14 protein-coding genes are annotated in these 16,383 nt (G+C 41.9%); 5 read left to right on the forward strand and 9 right to left on the reverse strand.

All coding sequences use genetic code 11. The features are described 5' to 3' along the window. Positions 1 to 103 precede the first annotated feature (103 nt). Together DXX92_RS06535 and DXX92_RS06540 are read left to right on the forward strand one after the other, a co-directional pair. Positions 104 to 1,474 carry an ATP-binding protein gene (locus tag DXX92_RS06535; RefSeq protein WP_115999722.1) on the forward strand — a complete coding sequence of 457 codons (1,371 nt, stop codon included), beginning with the start codon at positions 104 to 106 and terminating at the stop codon, positions 1,472 to 1,474. 71 nt (positions 1,475 to 1,545) lie between these two features. Next, on the forward strand, positions 1,546 to 2,193 hold the full coding sequence (locus tag DXX92_RS06540; RefSeq protein ID WP_245961417.1) for a DUF998 domain-containing protein: 648 nt from the start codon (positions 1,546 to 1,548) through the stop codon (positions 2,191 to 2,193). A 109-nt stretch (positions 2,194 to 2,302) separates the two neighbouring features. Here DXX92_RS06540 and DXX92_RS06545 read toward each other — a convergent pair whose 3' ends face one another. Then, entirely contained in the window at positions 2,303 to 2,986 is a 684-nt protein-coding gene (locus tag DXX92_RS06545; protein ID WP_220347629.1) for a cupin domain-containing protein, read from the reverse strand. A gap of 533 nt (positions 2,987 to 3,519) precedes the next feature. Between DXX92_RS06545 and DXX92_RS06550 the strand changes: the two genes are divergently transcribed. After that, positions 3,520 to 5,166 (forward strand): DUF3300 domain-containing protein, encoded by a 1,647-nt coding sequence (locus DXX92_RS06550; protein WP_115999725.1) that lies wholly within the window; start codon positions 3,520 to 3,522, stop codon positions 5,164 to 5,166. Between the two features lie 226 nt (positions 5,167 to 5,392). Further along, entirely contained in the window at positions 5,393 to 6,253 is an 861-nt protein-coding gene (locus DXX92_RS06555) for a polyphosphate kinase 2 family protein (protein ID WP_245961418.1), read from the forward strand. Positions 6,254 to 6,364: 111 nt separating this feature from the next. On the opposite strand, the gene DXX92_RS06560 is transcribed toward DXX92_RS06555, so the two are convergent. The 8 genes from DXX92_RS06560 to DXX92_RS06595 form a co-directional block, all read right to left on the reverse strand. Next, a complete protein-coding gene (locus DXX92_RS06560; RefSeq protein ID WP_115999727.1) occupies positions 6,365 to 6,562 on the reverse strand; it encodes a hypothetical protein in 198 nt (65 codons plus the stop codon). Between the two features lie 59 nt (positions 6,563 to 6,621). Continuing rightward, positions 6,622 to 6,864: a hypothetical protein gene (locus DXX92_RS06565; RefSeq protein WP_115999728.1), complete on the reverse strand. Its 243-nt coding sequence runs from the start codon at positions 6,862 to 6,864 to the stop codon at positions 6,622 to 6,624. Between the two features lie 236 nt (positions 6,865 to 7,100). Then, a complete protein-coding gene (locus DXX92_RS06570) occupies positions 7,101 to 7,700 on the reverse strand; it encodes an MlaC/ttg2D family ABC transporter substrate-binding protein (RefSeq protein WP_115999729.1) in 600 nt (199 codons plus the stop codon). A gap of 105 nt (positions 7,701 to 7,805) precedes the next feature. Next, entirely contained in the window at positions 7,806 to 8,396 is a 591-nt protein-coding gene (locus DXX92_RS06575; RefSeq protein ID WP_115999730.1) for a TetR/AcrR family transcriptional regulator, read from the reverse strand. Positions 8,397 to 8,587: 191 nt separating this feature from the next. Next, a complete protein-coding gene (locus DXX92_RS06580; protein WP_115999731.1) occupies positions 8,588 to 9,067 on the reverse strand; it encodes a hypothetical protein in 480 nt (159 codons plus the stop codon). Between the two features lie 138 nt (positions 9,068 to 9,205). Beyond that, the gene (gene glpQ / locus DXX92_RS06585) at positions 9,206 to 10,246 is read right to left on the reverse strand and encodes a glycerophosphodiester phosphodiesterase (protein WP_116002322.1); all 1,041 of its coding nucleotides are present in this window, start codon (positions 10,244 to 10,246) and stop codon (positions 9,206 to 9,208) included. Between the two features lie 195 nt (positions 10,247 to 10,441). Next, entirely contained in the window at positions 10,442 to 10,696 is a 255-nt protein-coding gene (locus tag DXX92_RS06590) for a hypothetical protein (protein WP_115999732.1), read from the reverse strand. Between the two features lie 177 nt (positions 10,697 to 10,873). Further along, positions 10,874 to 11,416: an N-acetylmuramoyl-L-alanine amidase gene (locus DXX92_RS06595; RefSeq protein WP_181901707.1), complete on the reverse strand. Its 543-nt coding sequence runs from the start codon at positions 11,414 to 11,416 to the stop codon at positions 10,874 to 10,876. A 139-nt stretch (positions 11,417 to 11,555) separates the two neighbouring features. Here DXX92_RS06595 and DXX92_RS06600 point away from each other — a divergent pair, with 139 nt between their 5' ends. Next, positions 11,556 to 16,073, forward strand: a complete 4,518-nt coding sequence (locus tag DXX92_RS06600) for a hypothetical protein (protein ID WP_115999734.1) — start codon at positions 11,556 to 11,558, stop codon at positions 16,071 to 16,073. Positions 16,074 to 16,383: the final 310 nt, after the last annotated feature.

The raw sequence follows: 16,383 nt of genomic DNA on the forward strand, positions 1-16,383 counted from the left end.
TAACTTGTATTCGAGTGAATTTGTGCTCGAGTCAAATTTACGCTAGCGAATGCCACTTAGCTCAGAATTTTTATCCCAATATTTATGCCAATAAGAGTAGGTGATGGACGTACCTTCGTTAAAATCCCGACTAATCGCCAGTGCCGTAGTAATGCTATTTGTATTGCTACCGGCTATAGGTTTTACCCTTGATGATGCTTTTGCCAAGCATTTGTTAAAAGCCGTTGAGCAGGAGTTAACCGCTCATAGCTACAGCATATTGGCGGAAACTGATTACATCGACGGTGAACTTTTAACGCCAACCAACTTTCAAGAAAGTCAGTTTAATGTGATTGACTCTGGCTTGTATGCGCTTATTTCCGATCAAATACCGATAGCAGGAACGCCTACAGAAACACCCATAGAAACGGAAACGCCGCGCTTGATTTGGCATTCTGACTCCGCACTTAATATTACCTCAATGGATAACTTGTTTTACCCTGCGCAAGGGGAGCGGGCATTTTACTCGGTGACTTTCGCAGAGCAAGCGATGTTTGTTTCGAGCTTTTCGGTTAACTTTGCCGATCTTAACCAAGATATGCCGCTAACCTTACACATCGCTAAAAGCCAGCAAGATTATATGGCGGCGCAAAAAGCGTTTCGTCAGCAACTGCTGATCTGGCTGGCGATTATTGCCATTGTTTTTGCCGCCGTGATGTGGTGGTGGCTGTCGTGGACGTTAAAACCGTTAAAACAGCTAACTCACGAATTAAAAACCATCGAGCAGGGCGACAGTGAGTCGGTTGCAGGTGATTACCCAATAGAGGTAAAGCCAGCAATTAGTCAGCTCAACAATCTGCTCGCAAACGAGCAGACTCAACGACTGCGTTACCGCAATGCGCTTGCGGACTTAGCGCACAGCTTAAAAACACCCTTAGCGACGATTAGCAGTGCGGAAGCGGTGTCTAGTGAAATTCAGCAAGAAGTCAGCAAGATTAACCATATTGTCGAACACCAGCTAAAGCGCGCGCAAAGTGCTGGCCAATCAGCTTGGCGCTTGAGTGTTGATATTAAGCCTTGCATCGATAAATTATTGTCAGCTATGGCAAAAATTTATCGTGATAAAACAGTCACCGTCGCCGTTGAAGTCGCTGAAGGCGCCAAATTCAAAGGTGACGAAGCTGATTTAATGGAAATTCTTGGTAATCTGCTCGACAACGCATACAAAGCCGCGACAGCTAAAGTGGCGGTAACGGTCAATGTGAGCGCCAAGTATTTAACATTATCGATAGCAGATGATGGGGTCGGTATTTCTGAGCACAAACGGGACAGCATTATGCAGCGCGGTGTGCGGGCTGACACTTATGAACAGGGCCACGGTATCGGATTAGCGATTGTCAGAGATATCGTGACTAGCTACCAAGGAAAAATTGATATCAAACGTGATGCTGAATTAGGCGGAGCGCTGTTTGAGTTATCATTTCACATCAACTGAAGCTAGTGCTTGGGTTGCAGCTCAGTTAACCCAGTTTTTTATGATTCTCATGGTTTTATATGGAGACAAATTTGATCAACGTTCTAGAAGTTATCGCAGGTTTATCTGGGCTTATTGCGACTATTTGGATAACCATTGGCGTTTATATCGCGGCCAAGTTCTATCCCAATTACAATCACAGCAATCAATTTTGTAGCGAACTGGGGGCGGCTGGCAGCCCAACAGAGAAACTATCACCGCTAATCAATAACTACCCTTTAGGCGCAATTTTTTGTGTATTTGGCTGGTACGTTCAAGCGCGTGCTGGCGCCGATATAGCAATACAGTCAACTGGCTATTTAATTATTATTCACGGCCTAGGAACTTGGGTTGCGGGCTATTTCCCTATGGATAAAGACCCGTACACAAAAGAGCCAACCCATAGCTGCAAAGTCCACTCTTGGGCTGGCTTTATTATGTTGCTCTCGTTATTAATTGCGCCCATGTTGGTGGCATTTAGCGGTGATAATTTAGCGCTGCCAACATGGTTTCGAATTGCGTCTGTACTGACTGTGATATTGGCAATTTACTATTTAGTAAAGATGGCAAAATCAGTTAAACAATCGCAAACCCACAAAGATGCTGGCATGGAGAGTAAGGTTGGCTTATACCAGCGAATTTCTTACTGGATAAAATTAATCTGGCTAAGCGCATTCTCAGTAATATTAGTGCAGAGTTAACTTTGCTCGCTTTGTTAGGCAATGGGCGCTTTAGACAACGAGGATAAGACAACGAGCATATTAACCATTTTTATGTCTTGATTAGTGCTTAATGGAGCAATTAAACATTTTAAACGGGTTGGTATGGGTCAAAAGGCAGGTGCCCCGTTTTTACCCAAATAATCGTTTCTTGCTCTACAAACGGGTGATGCTGACTCATATGGGGGCTGCGCAGCCAGGTTCCGGTAGGGTAGCTACCTAACTCGTCTTTGAATTCACCAGATAACACCAATATTTCTTCACCACCAAAGTGGCGGTGAGGTTTGAATTTCTCACCTGCAGGCCATTTCACTAAAGCGACGTGCTCTCCTTCGTGTTCATGCAATGGCATCACTTGCAATCCGCCTTGGCCTGGTAACCAAGCTGCTGTTTGCGTATTCACCCTGACTTGTGCGGTGTCAGACTCTTGGAATTGATGTAATTTGACGAATAACGTGCAGCCATGCTCTGAGTATGGGGCATGCACAAAGCCTTTGGGATTACGAATATAAGTACCCGCTGGATAGTCACCGGTTTGATCTGAAAATACGCCATCTAATACCAGAATCTCTTCACCTAACGGGTGATTATGCTCTGAAAAAGAAGCACCAGCGTCATAACGCACTATGCTAGTCGCATGGCCTTGTTCTGCTTCCTCTCGGGCCAAAGGTTTGCGCCATACTCCAGCCTTGGGGCTAGCCAGCCAGCTTTGCTGTGCTGTTGATACAACAACGCGCTGTTCAAAATTCATGTTGAGATTGCTAATTGCAGTCATGTGTTGCTACTTAGATTAGATTGATACCAATTGAACTAAAGAATTGCTCAATTCAGAGCGTTGTCAGCGGTGGGAGAATCAGCCAAATTTGTGCAGATATAGTTGCTCTACATCGAATAAATTTGGCGAAATTATCGCGCCGCTGACACGCTCCCAAGGGCGAGTTTAAAAGGCTTATATGCGGCGTTATTGATTTTAACAAGGGAATAACCATTCTTTGCAATCAATGCCTTGCCTCTAAGCCTTTTAACTCTCGCTGAATGACTAATTCTTTATTTCAATTGGTATTATTGCCATATAGGAACATTATAACAAGCAGTTGAGCAGCGACTTATTCTTGTTTGTTTTGGCTCATATAAATCATGTCTTTAGCAACAAAGTAGTGACCTAGAAAGTTTTGAGTGAGAAAGTAAATATTAGCCATTCGGCAATCGAACGATAGCTTTTCGGCATTTGCTCGAAAATTGTTCAGCAATAATTCAGCTTGCGGTTTTTATAGTAAAAGGCAACTCGTCAAGAGAGGGATTTTTATTATGAAAACTCACTTGTTCAACCCCACGTTATTGCTGACTGCTGCGCTAACGAGTGGATTAGCCTTCACTAGCACAGTGGCTCTCGCAATCGATTATAGTGATAGCGCCTATCAATCGAATGAGCACTCGTCAGACAATCACCAATCAAAAAAACACAATTCTGCTAACAGTGATGAGCAAGCATTGCTTTCTCAAGCACAATTAGCACAGCTTTTGGCACCCATTGCTTTGTACCCCGACAGTTTACTTAGCCACATTCTGATCGCTGCTAGCTACCCCCTAGAGGTTGTTGAAGCTTACCGTTGGCGTGAGCTGCAAGGAGATGTCTCAACACAAACACTAAGCGAGCGAGCTTCGCAGCAGGACTGGGATGCAAGTGTTATCGCGTTAGTGCCGTTTGAGACTGTGCTCGAGCAAATGAATAAAGATTTAACTTGGCTGCGCCAACTTGGGGATGCGTTTTTAGCCCAAGAGCAAGATGTGCTCGATAGTATTCAGTCACTGCGCTTACAAGCTCAAGAAGCAGGAAGTTTAGACGCGATTGATAAAGTTGATGTTGAATACGAGCAAGAAAAAATAGTGATTGTGTCGCGTGAACCAGAAGTGGTTTATGTGCCATATTACGACACTCGTGTGGTTTATGGCGATTGGCGCTGGCGTCATTACCCACCTGTTTACTGGCGACACCGCTATAAGTTTCACCGCCATCACCATGATTATTGGCCTATTACATGGCACCGAGGTGTTCATATTGGTGTTGGCTTCTTTTTCAGCGCATTTCATTGGCATAACGGCTATGTGGTGATCAATCATCGTAGAAATTTCCACAATCACTATCGCCACTATTACCGCAAACGCCATCACATTTTATATAGCGGCTATAGCAAACGCTGGCACCATAAACCTTACCACCGTCGCAATGTTGCCTATCGCACGGCAGTGGTTAAAGAAAAATATCGCAGCCAATACCCTCATAAGCGTAATCACGCGGTGCGTTATGTTGGCAAAAGCTCAACTAGCGGCAAGAGGGGGATAAAACCCCATAAGCACAATGCTCTGCAGCATAACTACAAGCGTAAACATGACACTTTTAAACGTGTAAAAGGTGATTTGAATAAACAAAGCAGCAGTGCGTCAAAAACTAGTGTGATTAAAACCAGTGCGCCAAAACAGTATCAGCGAAATAGTGCGAAGCTTGTGCATAAACAAGATCGCCAATCAGCTAAGCGTGACAACTTTAAGCGCAACCAGTCAAACCGTCACACTACCAGCTCAAAAGCTGGCATAAAGCGTGTTCAAGCGAAACCTGCTCAAGTCAATAGCACCATTCGTCAACAATCAGCTAGTCGCCCAGCTAAGAAATATTTTGCCAGCGCCAATAACAAGAAAAAGCCAGTTGCCAATATCAATAGTCAATTGCGTCATCAGGCTGCTGGTAATGCTAACAAGAAGTACCAAAAAGTAAGTAAAAACAGCGGTTACAAAAACAGTGCTTATAAAAAGGTTAGTCAAAGTCGGAAAAGCTATAACAAGTCGGCAAATAAGCCGGCAAAAAATTATGCGCGCAGTAATTATAAGAAACGCAATCATACGTCGAGCAGGCAAAGTGCAAGTCGTTCTCAGAGTCGAAAGCAACGTCAGCATTAAGTAATGTCAGTACTAAGTAATGCCTGCATTCAGTAAACCTCGCGAAATCATTCTTTAGTTCAGGGAAGTAATTGGCGGTGTTTAGTGCAATTAAAAATGCAAACTAAGCACTAGGCACTCGCCTTTTGCTATCAACTCCTATAGCCATATAGCTTCAATAGCTTGATAAGTATCAAGTAGTTAATAATTAGGGCTGAGCATGTTTATCCTGTGCTTGTGGTGAGATTTGTCTTCTTCTATAGTCAATTTACTTGACCCTATTTTTTTTAGTTCCATGCATTTACCTTCTGACATCAAAGTTTTACCAAGCGAACAACTTGAAGCTGTAGATTTAACGCAAGCGATTGAAGACAAACCCAAGTACGAAAAGCAGCTTAAAAAATGGCAGCAACGAATGTTGCAAGTGCAACAAGCGTATTTTAGGCAAGGTAAGCGTGCTTTAATTGTTTTCGAAGGCTGGGATGCCAGCGGCAAAGGTGGCGCTATTCGCCGATTGACGGAAAAGTTAGACCCGAGGGGCTTTACGGTTTATCCCATTGCGGCACCGGATCCAATTGAGCAAGCAAAGCATTATTTATATCGGTTCCAAACCAAATTGCCTGCGCCAGGTGGTATTGCTATTTTTGATCGTTCTTATTATGGCCGTGTATTAGTAGAGCGGGTTGAGGAATTTGCTAAACCTAATGAGTGGCAGCGAGCTTACCAAGAAATTAATGAGTTTGAGCGTTTGTTGGCAGATGATGATGTACGCATCGTCAAAGTGTTTTTGCACATTAGTGGCGATGAACAGCTAAAGCGCTTTAAAGAGCGATTACACAACCCTATTAAGCGATGGAAGCTAACCGAAGAAGATATTCGCAATCGTGAAAAGTGGGACGATTATCATGTTGCCATTAATGATATGCTTAAATTTACCAATACAAATCATGCCCAGTGGCAAGTGGTCCCTGGCAACCGGAAATGGTATGCGCGTATTGCGGTGCTAAAAGCAGTTGTTAAAGCGATGGAAGCGGGCGTTGATACGAGTATTCCTGAGCTTGACGAAGCCGTTGTCAAAGCCGCAGAAAAAGCACTGGGTGAATCGTAGTTATACTAGTCATTCACATTAGTCATTAGAAAAGTAATCACCTGAACTGGCCGATATAAGCTTAACTAGTAGCGCAGGCTAGGTTAGTTAGTCGTTGCAGGTTGGCTTAGGTTAGGTATTGGTGAGATATTGCTGATAGCCTTGGATACCAAAGTAGCGGATCGACTTTTTATGTTTCACTCGTTTTGCTATTAACGTTTCACCGCAGTAAATTCTCACAATTTGTTTATCACCATTGCTGTCTGTGTCAAAACAATGGGCGTCGTTAAGGCGCAAGTCGTCAAACTCGCTACGCATAATTAACTTCAATTTTAGACCTTTAACTGGTGTGAAAACTCAATTTATTTCGATGTCGCATTTGCAACGAGCTATAACCCGTTGATTTCCTTATTCACGGCATAACCTTCGTCAGTCACAATTTTTTCTAATACTTGTACACGCTCTTCTAATTGTGCGACTTGTGATTTGAGCGCTGCATTCTCTTTACTATTTTCCGCGTTGTATTTCAGTGACTTTTCTTTAAAACGTAGGTGCTTTTGATACATATCGTACATTACACCAAAGCCAACAGAAATAAACACGATAAGCACAACCATAGTCGTTCCAGACATTCTTAGCCTCCATTACATTGCCTGTAATCAGCAGTATATCGGTTGGATTCTAAAATTCATAGTGAGTAAGAGTCTTAATGAGTGTAAGGAAACAAACGACCATTCTGCGGTAAAAAAAGAGCCACATTTCCAATTGGTAATGTGGCCCGAAGAGAGTAAAGGAGAAAATGTTTAGGTGGAATGCTTTAATCAATAAGTTCAATTAACAACACTGATTTAACAATTATTAAGCCAAGTTATTTCGCGATAGATGCTAGCTCTAGCGTAACTTGTGACAAACCTTGTTGTTGAATTTTACGATTTAGTTCTGCTTTTTTACTTTCAAGTAATGAGATACCTTCAACGACCATATCAAACGCTTTCCATTGGCCTGTTTTCTTGTTGCGACGCATTTTGAACTGAATCTCAATTTCAGGGGCATCCTTATCAATTATGCGCGTTGAAACCGCAACAACACGTTTGCCTTCAAAAGACTTTTCTGGCTCATAAATCACTTGTTGGTCGGTATAGCTCGCTAGTGCCGTAGCATAAGTTCTAACTAAGTAATGGCGCATTGCATCGGCAAATTTATTGCGCTCTTCTTTAGTGGTTTTCTTTAATTGCTTACCAAGAATGCGAAATGCTGCATATTTGTAGTCGACATGTGGCATTAATTCTTCTTCAACAATAGTGCGCATTAAATCAGGGAATTTCGCTAATTCTTGCTGCTGTTGCGCGATGCGGTTAAACAGGTTATTGCCTGTTGTCTCTAGCGTTTGGTATGGCGACACGCTAGCCGCTTGCACCGTAAACATACTGCTAATCAGCAATACGATAGTAGTTAATACCTTATACATAATAAAACCCTTAATATCAGTTAAACCGACCAGTTGGTCTGTTAAAAATTAGATACAAAAAATGACCACAGCGAGCAGTAAATTCATTGATCTTGTTTGTTTTGGTTAGTTGCTACGTCTAAGCGACTGAATATAATTGCAAAGTTCCGCCATTACGGTTTGGAACAATGCTTTTTCTTGCGTGCCTTTACTCAAACTTGTTGAGCCGTTAAACACCGAAACGATAAAATATGCGACCTGAGAATAATCAATATCATTTCGCAATTGATCGCTTATTCGTCTTAAGTTCTCAGAAATAAGCGTGTTTAGTTTTTGCTGCATCATTAAAGTACGCAGTCTAAATCCTTCATCAACACTTGCCATTTCCAAGCATAAATTATTGAGTGGGCAACCACATACTACGTCTTCACAGCTCATATCGTTTGCTGAGTCATGAAAAAAATCACACAGTCCTTGAATTGGATCGGCTTGTGTAACCGCGGGCTCCCATGAAGCAAGGAACATTGGCGTAAATATTTCTTCAATTACCGCATAACCAAGCTCGTGCTTGTTTGCAAAGTGATGGTAAAGCGCACCTTTTGAGATGTGACAGCGAGACAAAATTGTCGATAGACTAGTTGCTTGAAATCCGTTTTTACGAATTTCTTCACCACTGACCTCTAGTATCAATTGTCGCGTTTGTTCTGGATCTCTCATGAGTCTCTACCTTGACTAGCTTAATAACATATTAACCGACCAGTCGGTCTGTTGGAAATGAAAAAAAGTTATAACCTAGTCAGTTTTGGACAAAATGTCGGGTGGGTGCAGTTTTCATATGCGGCGACTTCCCAAGTTAATCACAGTCAATTAACTGTAAGTAGCTGATTAATAATGATTAATCTATGTTGCTAGTTTGGCTTATTGTAGTAATCACCATGTTTATGTCGAAAAAACACATTGCAATAAGTTAACTCAAGAGCAAGTGGTGATTCGGTAACAATGTTGAGGTAAGGGTTCAGCTCAAGTGTTACGCGAGTTGTCTCTTTTGATTGCGAAAGCCTTTCAAACAAAGCTTTTTTCTGATGTGTGTTATTAGAGTAGGGCATACGTACAATAATATGCTCACGACAGTTTGGTGCGGGTATAGGGAATAGCTCCTTGGGAATAAATACTTCAAATTGCCCACCAGGATTAAAGCCATAACGTTCATTGACACGGTACTGGTTAGGAATTAAATCAAGCTGAATATGATAGTAATTGAAGTACTTACCGGGGTTAATGGTTATCTCTTGTTTGGGAACGTTGGCGTGTGTTTGGCTGCTAACGCTGGTAACAATAACGAGTGCAACCAGTGCTATATATCTTACTAATCGAATTAGGTATTTCATTGATAATTTTAATTTAGCTCTTAATTTAGCAATGCGCAGTGCACCTAGCGATAACTTAATGTCGTGTGGCTAATATCTGCATTATTCTATCAGTTTATACGGCGTTAATAAGTTAAATAGTCAGATGCTTTGCACCACTCAGTGCATCAATGCCGATTTTGCGCGAGCAGGAAAATCAGTAAAAACTCCAGTGATGCCCAGCTTTTTGTTGGTGTACTGCAACCAATGCTCAAAACTCGCAAAGCGCTTAGGTGTATCTTCAATGCGAAATGTATATGGGTGAATGGTCATATTCAATCGCTGCGCCTCAGTTAAGAGTGCGGAAGCTTGCCAGTTGTCATCGACAAGCATTGGAAACCACGGGCCGATACCATCGGCATAGCGAGCAATTTGCGCTACCCCTTGTGCTGAAAACATCCAGTCGTAGCTGTAGTTTTGCCATTTGCCGCCAACACGTTGTTTTGTTTCTTGCCAGTCAGTAAATGCGATAAGCTGCACTAAAGCAATGTTCATCTTTAATTTGGGCAGCAACTCACTATTGATGCGCATTAGCTCATTGGCATCAAAACTTTGCAAAAATACCTTGTCAGATTTTTGTGTGTAACCAAAGGCTTTTAACGTTTGCAAAACAGCAAGGCTGATATCTTTTCCCGCTTGGTGATGAAACCATGGTGACTTAACTTCTGGATATATGCCGACTTGCTTACCGTGGCTTGTGTTGAGTGCTTGAATTAACGTTAGCTCTTCAGCTAACGTGTGTAGTTTGAATTCCCCAATGTTAATTGGAAACCGATTGGGGTACTTGGCTTTGCCGGGAGTAGTAACACGCTCTGAAACTGACAAGGTTTTTAGCTCTGCTAAGGTGAAATCAATCACATAGAAATGACCATCTTGGCGCTGCCTATTGGGAAACTGTGTAGCGACATTCGTTGTGGCATCTAAGGTTAAATCATGGTGAACAATAAGGTGGTTGTCTTTACTCATAACAACGTCTTGTTCGATAAAATCTGCCCCCATACCATAGGCAAGCGCTTTACTCGCCATGGTATGTTCCGGCAAATGACCACTAGCCCCGCGATGCGCAATAATAGTCATTGGTACTGGCGGTAATGCAGATAATTGCTGGGAGCTTGATGCTTCGTCTAATTCTTTAGTGCTTGCAGTTGACTGAAAACCCATCACTAGGATTAAAAGCAAAGTAAAAATCAGAGGTTTTGACAGGGGGAGTGAGCGGTATTTCATCATTTATAAGTATGTATTAGTTAATCGTATACGTGTTTGTTGAATAGTTGAGCTAGCATTAATGAGACTAGAATGCTGCTAGCTAACTGATATACATAATTTATTAACTGATTATTGTGACAGGCAGATGAATTAAACTTCAATTGAAAATTGAGCTTGACGGCGATCGGTTTTATTACGACTGTCGAGGCGGCGTTGACCTATCATGTTTTTTTGGCGACGATCATCACCTTGACGGCGTTCTTCGCCGCTCCATTCTTGTCCATTACTGCCATCGTTATCTGTAAACTTATTTCGTAAAAAAGTTTGCAGTGATTTCCTTTTCTTATGGGTTTCCGATGTACCGGCAACCCTAGTACTAACAGTTTGTTCTATCGGATTAAACATAATAGTTACCTAGCGTCCTTACAGTTGATTAGCCTATATATAACTCTTTATCGGTAATGGATGGTTAAACTTTAACCTGTTGAGCGTGGTGACCGTTAAATGGCATATCAACTGAGCCTTGTTCGCGTTTATACAGCTCCCGCATAACTAATAAACGAGTGAACTAAGGTAAAAGATCTATGTCACAACAGCATTGCTCACTGCTATTGCCTCAATAGCTTCTGCGTAGGCCGCAACCAGTTGGTCGTAATTTGTTTTAGCATTACCGAGTTCTTCATCGTTATCGATAAAAAATGGCTCGGTAATAACACAAGGGGCGCTGGTATAGCGAAGCAAGTACCCACCGCGATCTTCTGCACTACGGGCTTTAAGGCCGCGATCTTTATTGCCAAGCGCTGTTTGTATTTTAGTTTGGAGGATGTCAGCCATGGCTTTGCCTTTTTGTGATCTGTGGTAGTACAGCATTTCACAACCACTTGCTTGTTGATTAAACGCATTACAGTGCAGGCTAACGATAAAGTCTGGGGCGAGTTCATCAATGTCTGATGGCAGCTGGCGGTAGGTACGTCGGTACACTCGTTGGACGTTGACGTTTGATACTTTTCTTTCAATATCAATCGCTAACTGTTCATTAAATTCAAACTCGCTAAGTCCTGCGCCTTGATTCTTAGCGCCAGGGTTATTCTTTTTATGTCCTACAACCAATGCACATAGTTTCATGGTGTGTTCCTTTATTCCGTGACGGTAATCGCTGTCCATTGAGCATAATCTATTTTCTTGTTTTTGCACGTCTAGCCCCCGTTTTACTTGCGTTATGGCGATATTGTTCGATAGTTAATAAAGCGACCGGAGACCATGCATGGAAGCCAACCAAGCAGCACAATCCTCAGGACAAGCGTCGAATGCGACATCTGCACCCTTAAAGCGGCCTCGTAAATGGTTGTTAATCCCCGCTTTTATCGTCATATCTGTCACATTTTACTTCTTCCACGATATCGGACAGCGCAATAGTCATGTAAATAATGAAAACTATCGGCTCCTTTACGAGGCGTCGGTAGAATTTAACAACAACCTCAATAAACTGCGCAGCGCCCATCAAAATGGCGAGTCAGACACTGCGATTCGTGGCCTATTTGCCAGTTATAAAAGTCAAGTGGCTAATGCTAGCGATAGAAAGTCGGCGTTTAAAAATGCGGTTTATTTGTTAAAAGCTAAAAAGCTAGTGGTTCAAAAAGGTGAAGGGAGCGAGCAGAATGAATTGGCAAGCTTAAGTGATAGTGACATTCTACCGAAAGCTGGCGCAGTCTTTAGTAAAATATTGATCGTAAACGCTCAAGACAAAGTGCTAACCACGTTAGGTAATGAAACCAAAATATCCTTTAGTGATTTAAATTTTATTGCTAAGTCCTTTGTTAAAAATCAGCAAAGTATTTTCTCGACAACTAGCAACAAAACAGCGTTGCAAGACAGAGAGAAAGTTAATTTACCGTCACATTCTTCGCATATTGATGTTGAATTAGCGCACGGTGATTATCGGGTTTATGTCTTTCCTTTCACACTTGAGCAAGAGCTCGCCTATCCAAAGTCAGCGAAAGACAAGAGCCAAGAAAACGACAATAATTATGTTCAAGCGACGACGCTAACGCTTGTTGGTTTTGTCGAAAACATCGAATTATCCAAGCGTGCCACTAGCAAGTGGAATATTCCGCTGATAGTTATCTCTGTTCTGACATTATGCGTACTAGTCGCCATTCTTCGCCTTTACCTGCAACCTAAAAACCAATTCACCACCAAATTCTTTCGCGGTTTTGTTGTGCTTGCCTGCTATTTGGCCTTCAGTGCATCACTTGCTTTGGTGTTGGCCAGCGTCGAAAGTAAGTATTTATCGCATGTGAAAGCGAATGCCACGCAAAAATACATTAAGGCGCTTGCTGATCAGTTTAATACTGAAATATATGGAATATTCAATTCTGTGCACCGTTATCGGCCTTTTTATCAGAAATTGAGCCAATTAATTGCGCAGCCAAGTGAACTTGGCAGCTATTGCCTTGATTTGCAGTCTCCTAAGAATGTGAAAGACAGTCACTCTATTCCAATTTTCGTGAAACAAAGTGAGCAGGGGGCATACTGCCGTAACACACCACAAACGAGTCTATTGGTAAGTTATGCGGTAAATGCGAACCGAGAAAAGGGCGTATCAGACGATCTAAGTACCTGTTTAGCTGTTAGCCAACAGTCAGACAATTCAACCGATGTTACGCAAAATAAAGAAAGTAAAGACGAACAAGAGCAGCGAGCAAAATTACAGGCTGAGTACACATCATTTGAACAGTTAAATAAAGACAAAGATGGGCTCGCATATCAGCAGGTAGTAAGCAATATTACCAATACACTACCGTGCCGCGTTGCAAACCTGCCATCTGTGGGAGTTTACGCCCAAAGTCTGAATCTAACGCGAAATCCAGACAATAAACCAACAGGTATTAAACTTGTCGATGAAAGGGCGCCTCTAGCGCTCCCTAATGGCTTGATTTCCCTGTTGGCGGTAAACCGCTATGGCAACCCCGCTTTACCCTCTCTTTACTACCGCGAAAACTTTAGTACGCCAAGAACTATTAACTTGTCGCACCGTCAATACTTTAAAAAGGTGCGCGATCAGCAAGGCTGGCAGTTGCCATTGAACGAAAACATCACGGCAGCCTCCAGAACTATGCGTAATGTATACATGCAGCGGCTGCGTAACATTACTAACGGCACAACGGGCACCACCTTATCCATGCCATTGTTCGAATATTTGGATGAGCAAAGCGAAGGTAGCTTAGTATTAATTGCCGATGTATTAATACCCGCAATGGAATATTTTCAATTGGCTGCGGTTTTCGATGAAGAAAGTGACAAGCAGGCTAAGGGAAAATACCTTAACTTTGAGCACCTAGCACAACTCACCCCCAGCCCATTATTTGCCGATCTTAGACATATGATACTTGACCGAAACTCAGGGCAAGTACTGTTTCATTCACAGGCTGATCGAGCACTTAACGAGAATATCTTTTTTAGTGGCAATAACCAGCAAGGGTTAACAGAGTGGATAAAGTCTTCAGGTTATTCGTCATCAGCTGAAGAAAAGGCGGTAAGGGTATCAGGCAATTACCATGGAAAAGCTGGTGCATTTTATTTGTACCCGACTGTTATTGACGAATGGGCACTGGTGGTCTTTGCGCCAAACGAGCTAACAACTTGGTTTCAAACGAATAAATTTATTTATTACATGCTAGTGATCACAACCTTGATGCTGGTCAGTTTTGCCTTAGTCAAAGGGTTAAGCTTGGCGGTAAATAGCCGTGTTAAGGTTACAAATACTGAGCGTTCAAATTCTTCAGCTAACGCTAATACTAGAGCTAACACTGATGATAGCAGTGACGCAAAAGTAGCGATGCACTCGCCAGTTATTATTAGCTATGAGTTACAACGCCGACTAGGTTTTATTGCCACTAATATTATCGTGATGGTCGTTACCATTAGTGCAGTTGTTAAGCTTTTACCGCTTGATGAAATGATTTGGTATTTACCATTAACTTTGGTCATTTTAGGTGCGGTGCTGTATGGCATTAGTCTTATTTGGCAGCGTTTACCGAATCATTTGTTTAAAGATATTCGCCGCTTAGCACGAGCGATGAAGTACATTCCCGCTAAGCTTTGGATAACAGTATCAGCGATTTTCGTCATTGTATTTTGGTACCTTTCAGCGACCAGCGAGGCATCGTTTCGCGGTGTCGCCTTGCAACAACAAAATTACCAGTGTGCGCTTATTAACGCTAAGCGAGAAGAAATTACTAAACAAGCGCTGACTCTATTTCCTAACTCTATTACCAATTACCAACAGCAACCTGCTATGTTGATGTTAGGGGAAAAAAATTACTTAAATCATACTAAATGCACCAACAACAGTGTAACTCCGGAAGATTTTCCAAATTTCGCAACAGCGGTGGGTAATCAGCAATTATGGCGTTGGCTACAAGCCTACATGTTACCTAAGCCAGCAGCACAGAGCGTACAGCTGAATTTAGAGAAGCCATTCTTAGCCATGCTTGGTTACAGTATGTTGATGATATGCCTTGTATTTTTGCTGAGTGTTATTTGGTATTTACTGCACAGTAAGGTGCTTTGGACGTTTATGTATTTCGGCATGGATTTTCTGCGCCATATTGAAAAATTAAGCCAAGACTTAGCAGATATTCCAACAGATAAGAGAAACACTAACTTACTCATTAAAGGCGATAATATTCGCTTAAACGGGGTTGAATTGAATTTATATGCTAGCCTGCTTAAAGGCGATAAACTCGATAATCCTTTTGTGAAAAAATTAGCCGCGCTAAGTCCAGCGCTAACCGCCATTGTTGATCAGCAGATAAAATTACCTAACCTCAAAATTAGCGTTGATGGCGACGTTGACAATAACCAGCAAGTATCAAACTTATCAGTGCAATTATGGGACTTGGAAACTTGCTTGGAGCAAAGAGGGCTGCGCCAACATTTGCTCTCTATCATCATTGATCTAAAAGGCTTAGTACTGGATAAAAAAATTAACGACTTTTGCATGTACAGTGGTTTTCATTGTTTACAAAGGGTAGCTCTAAAAGATGCACTAGCACAGGCGGAAAGCGATGAAATGCGCCTCGAACATATCGAGTATTTATCTTGGTCAGAATGCTTAATGGATTTTAATTTTAAATTGCCAGAGGCTTTCTCAACCGATGTTGACCAGACATTACTCGCGCGTGAGTTAGCACATTTTCCGGAACTTAAATCAATAGACGCGTTGGCTGAACTAGCTGATGAGCAAAATGCGGGAGCAAAAAAAACCTATGTTTATCCGCAATCTCTTAGCGAAGATGTTTCACCGTTATTAGCAACTCAGAAAAAATGGGCAACGATTAATTTGATATTAATCCACGCAGAAGCTTTTTATCGATTTAAATGGGAATTGTGTTCAAATGCGGAAAAACTCGCCTTATTTAATCTAGCAAAAAAACGCTATTTAAATCCAAATAATAGTCAAATGGTTGAGCACTTGGCTCTGAATGGGCTTATCCGTGTTGATAATGACGATATTCGCTTGGTGAATGACAGTTTCGCTTATTTTGTCTTAAACGCTGAGCCGCCAGAGGTGATGGGAAAACTGTTCAAACTAAGTGAGCAAGGAGTGTGGAAGAATTATCGCGTGCCAATTGTGTTAAGTATTGCTTTGTTACTCGGTGCTGTCGCCTTAATTTCCGGTGAATCTCTGTTTATCATTTTCGGCTCAATTGCAGGGGTGTTAACAACAATTGCAAGTATGACCAATAGCGCTAACTTAATTCGCAGTCAATTTAACTAGTGCGGTTATTAGTTAAGTTATTAGCGCAGGCTTTAGCCAGGCAGTGCGTGTTTTCAATGAATGAAGTGTTTGTCATAAGCTTATGGTTAGGTTAGCCGTACAACTTACATTCAATCGACTGTCCTTATCGCGCTCACTGCTGAACTTGTTGCTTGTTAAAAAATTGTTACTCGCGATTGCTATCGTGTAGTGCCATAATCGAACTAACAATCAGTTTTTTACTTGTTAAGCAATGTGTTAAATAAAACGTTGAACAAGTCGAACTTTTTGTATTTAACACATCTAAAGTCTCAAGCTTTTAATTAATAGC

The sequence above is a fragment of the Thalassotalea euphylliae genome (assembly GCF_003390395.1).
Taxonomy (GTDB): Bacteria; Pseudomonadota; Gammaproteobacteria; order Enterobacterales; family Alteromonadaceae; genus Thalassotalea_F; species Thalassotalea_F euphylliae_C.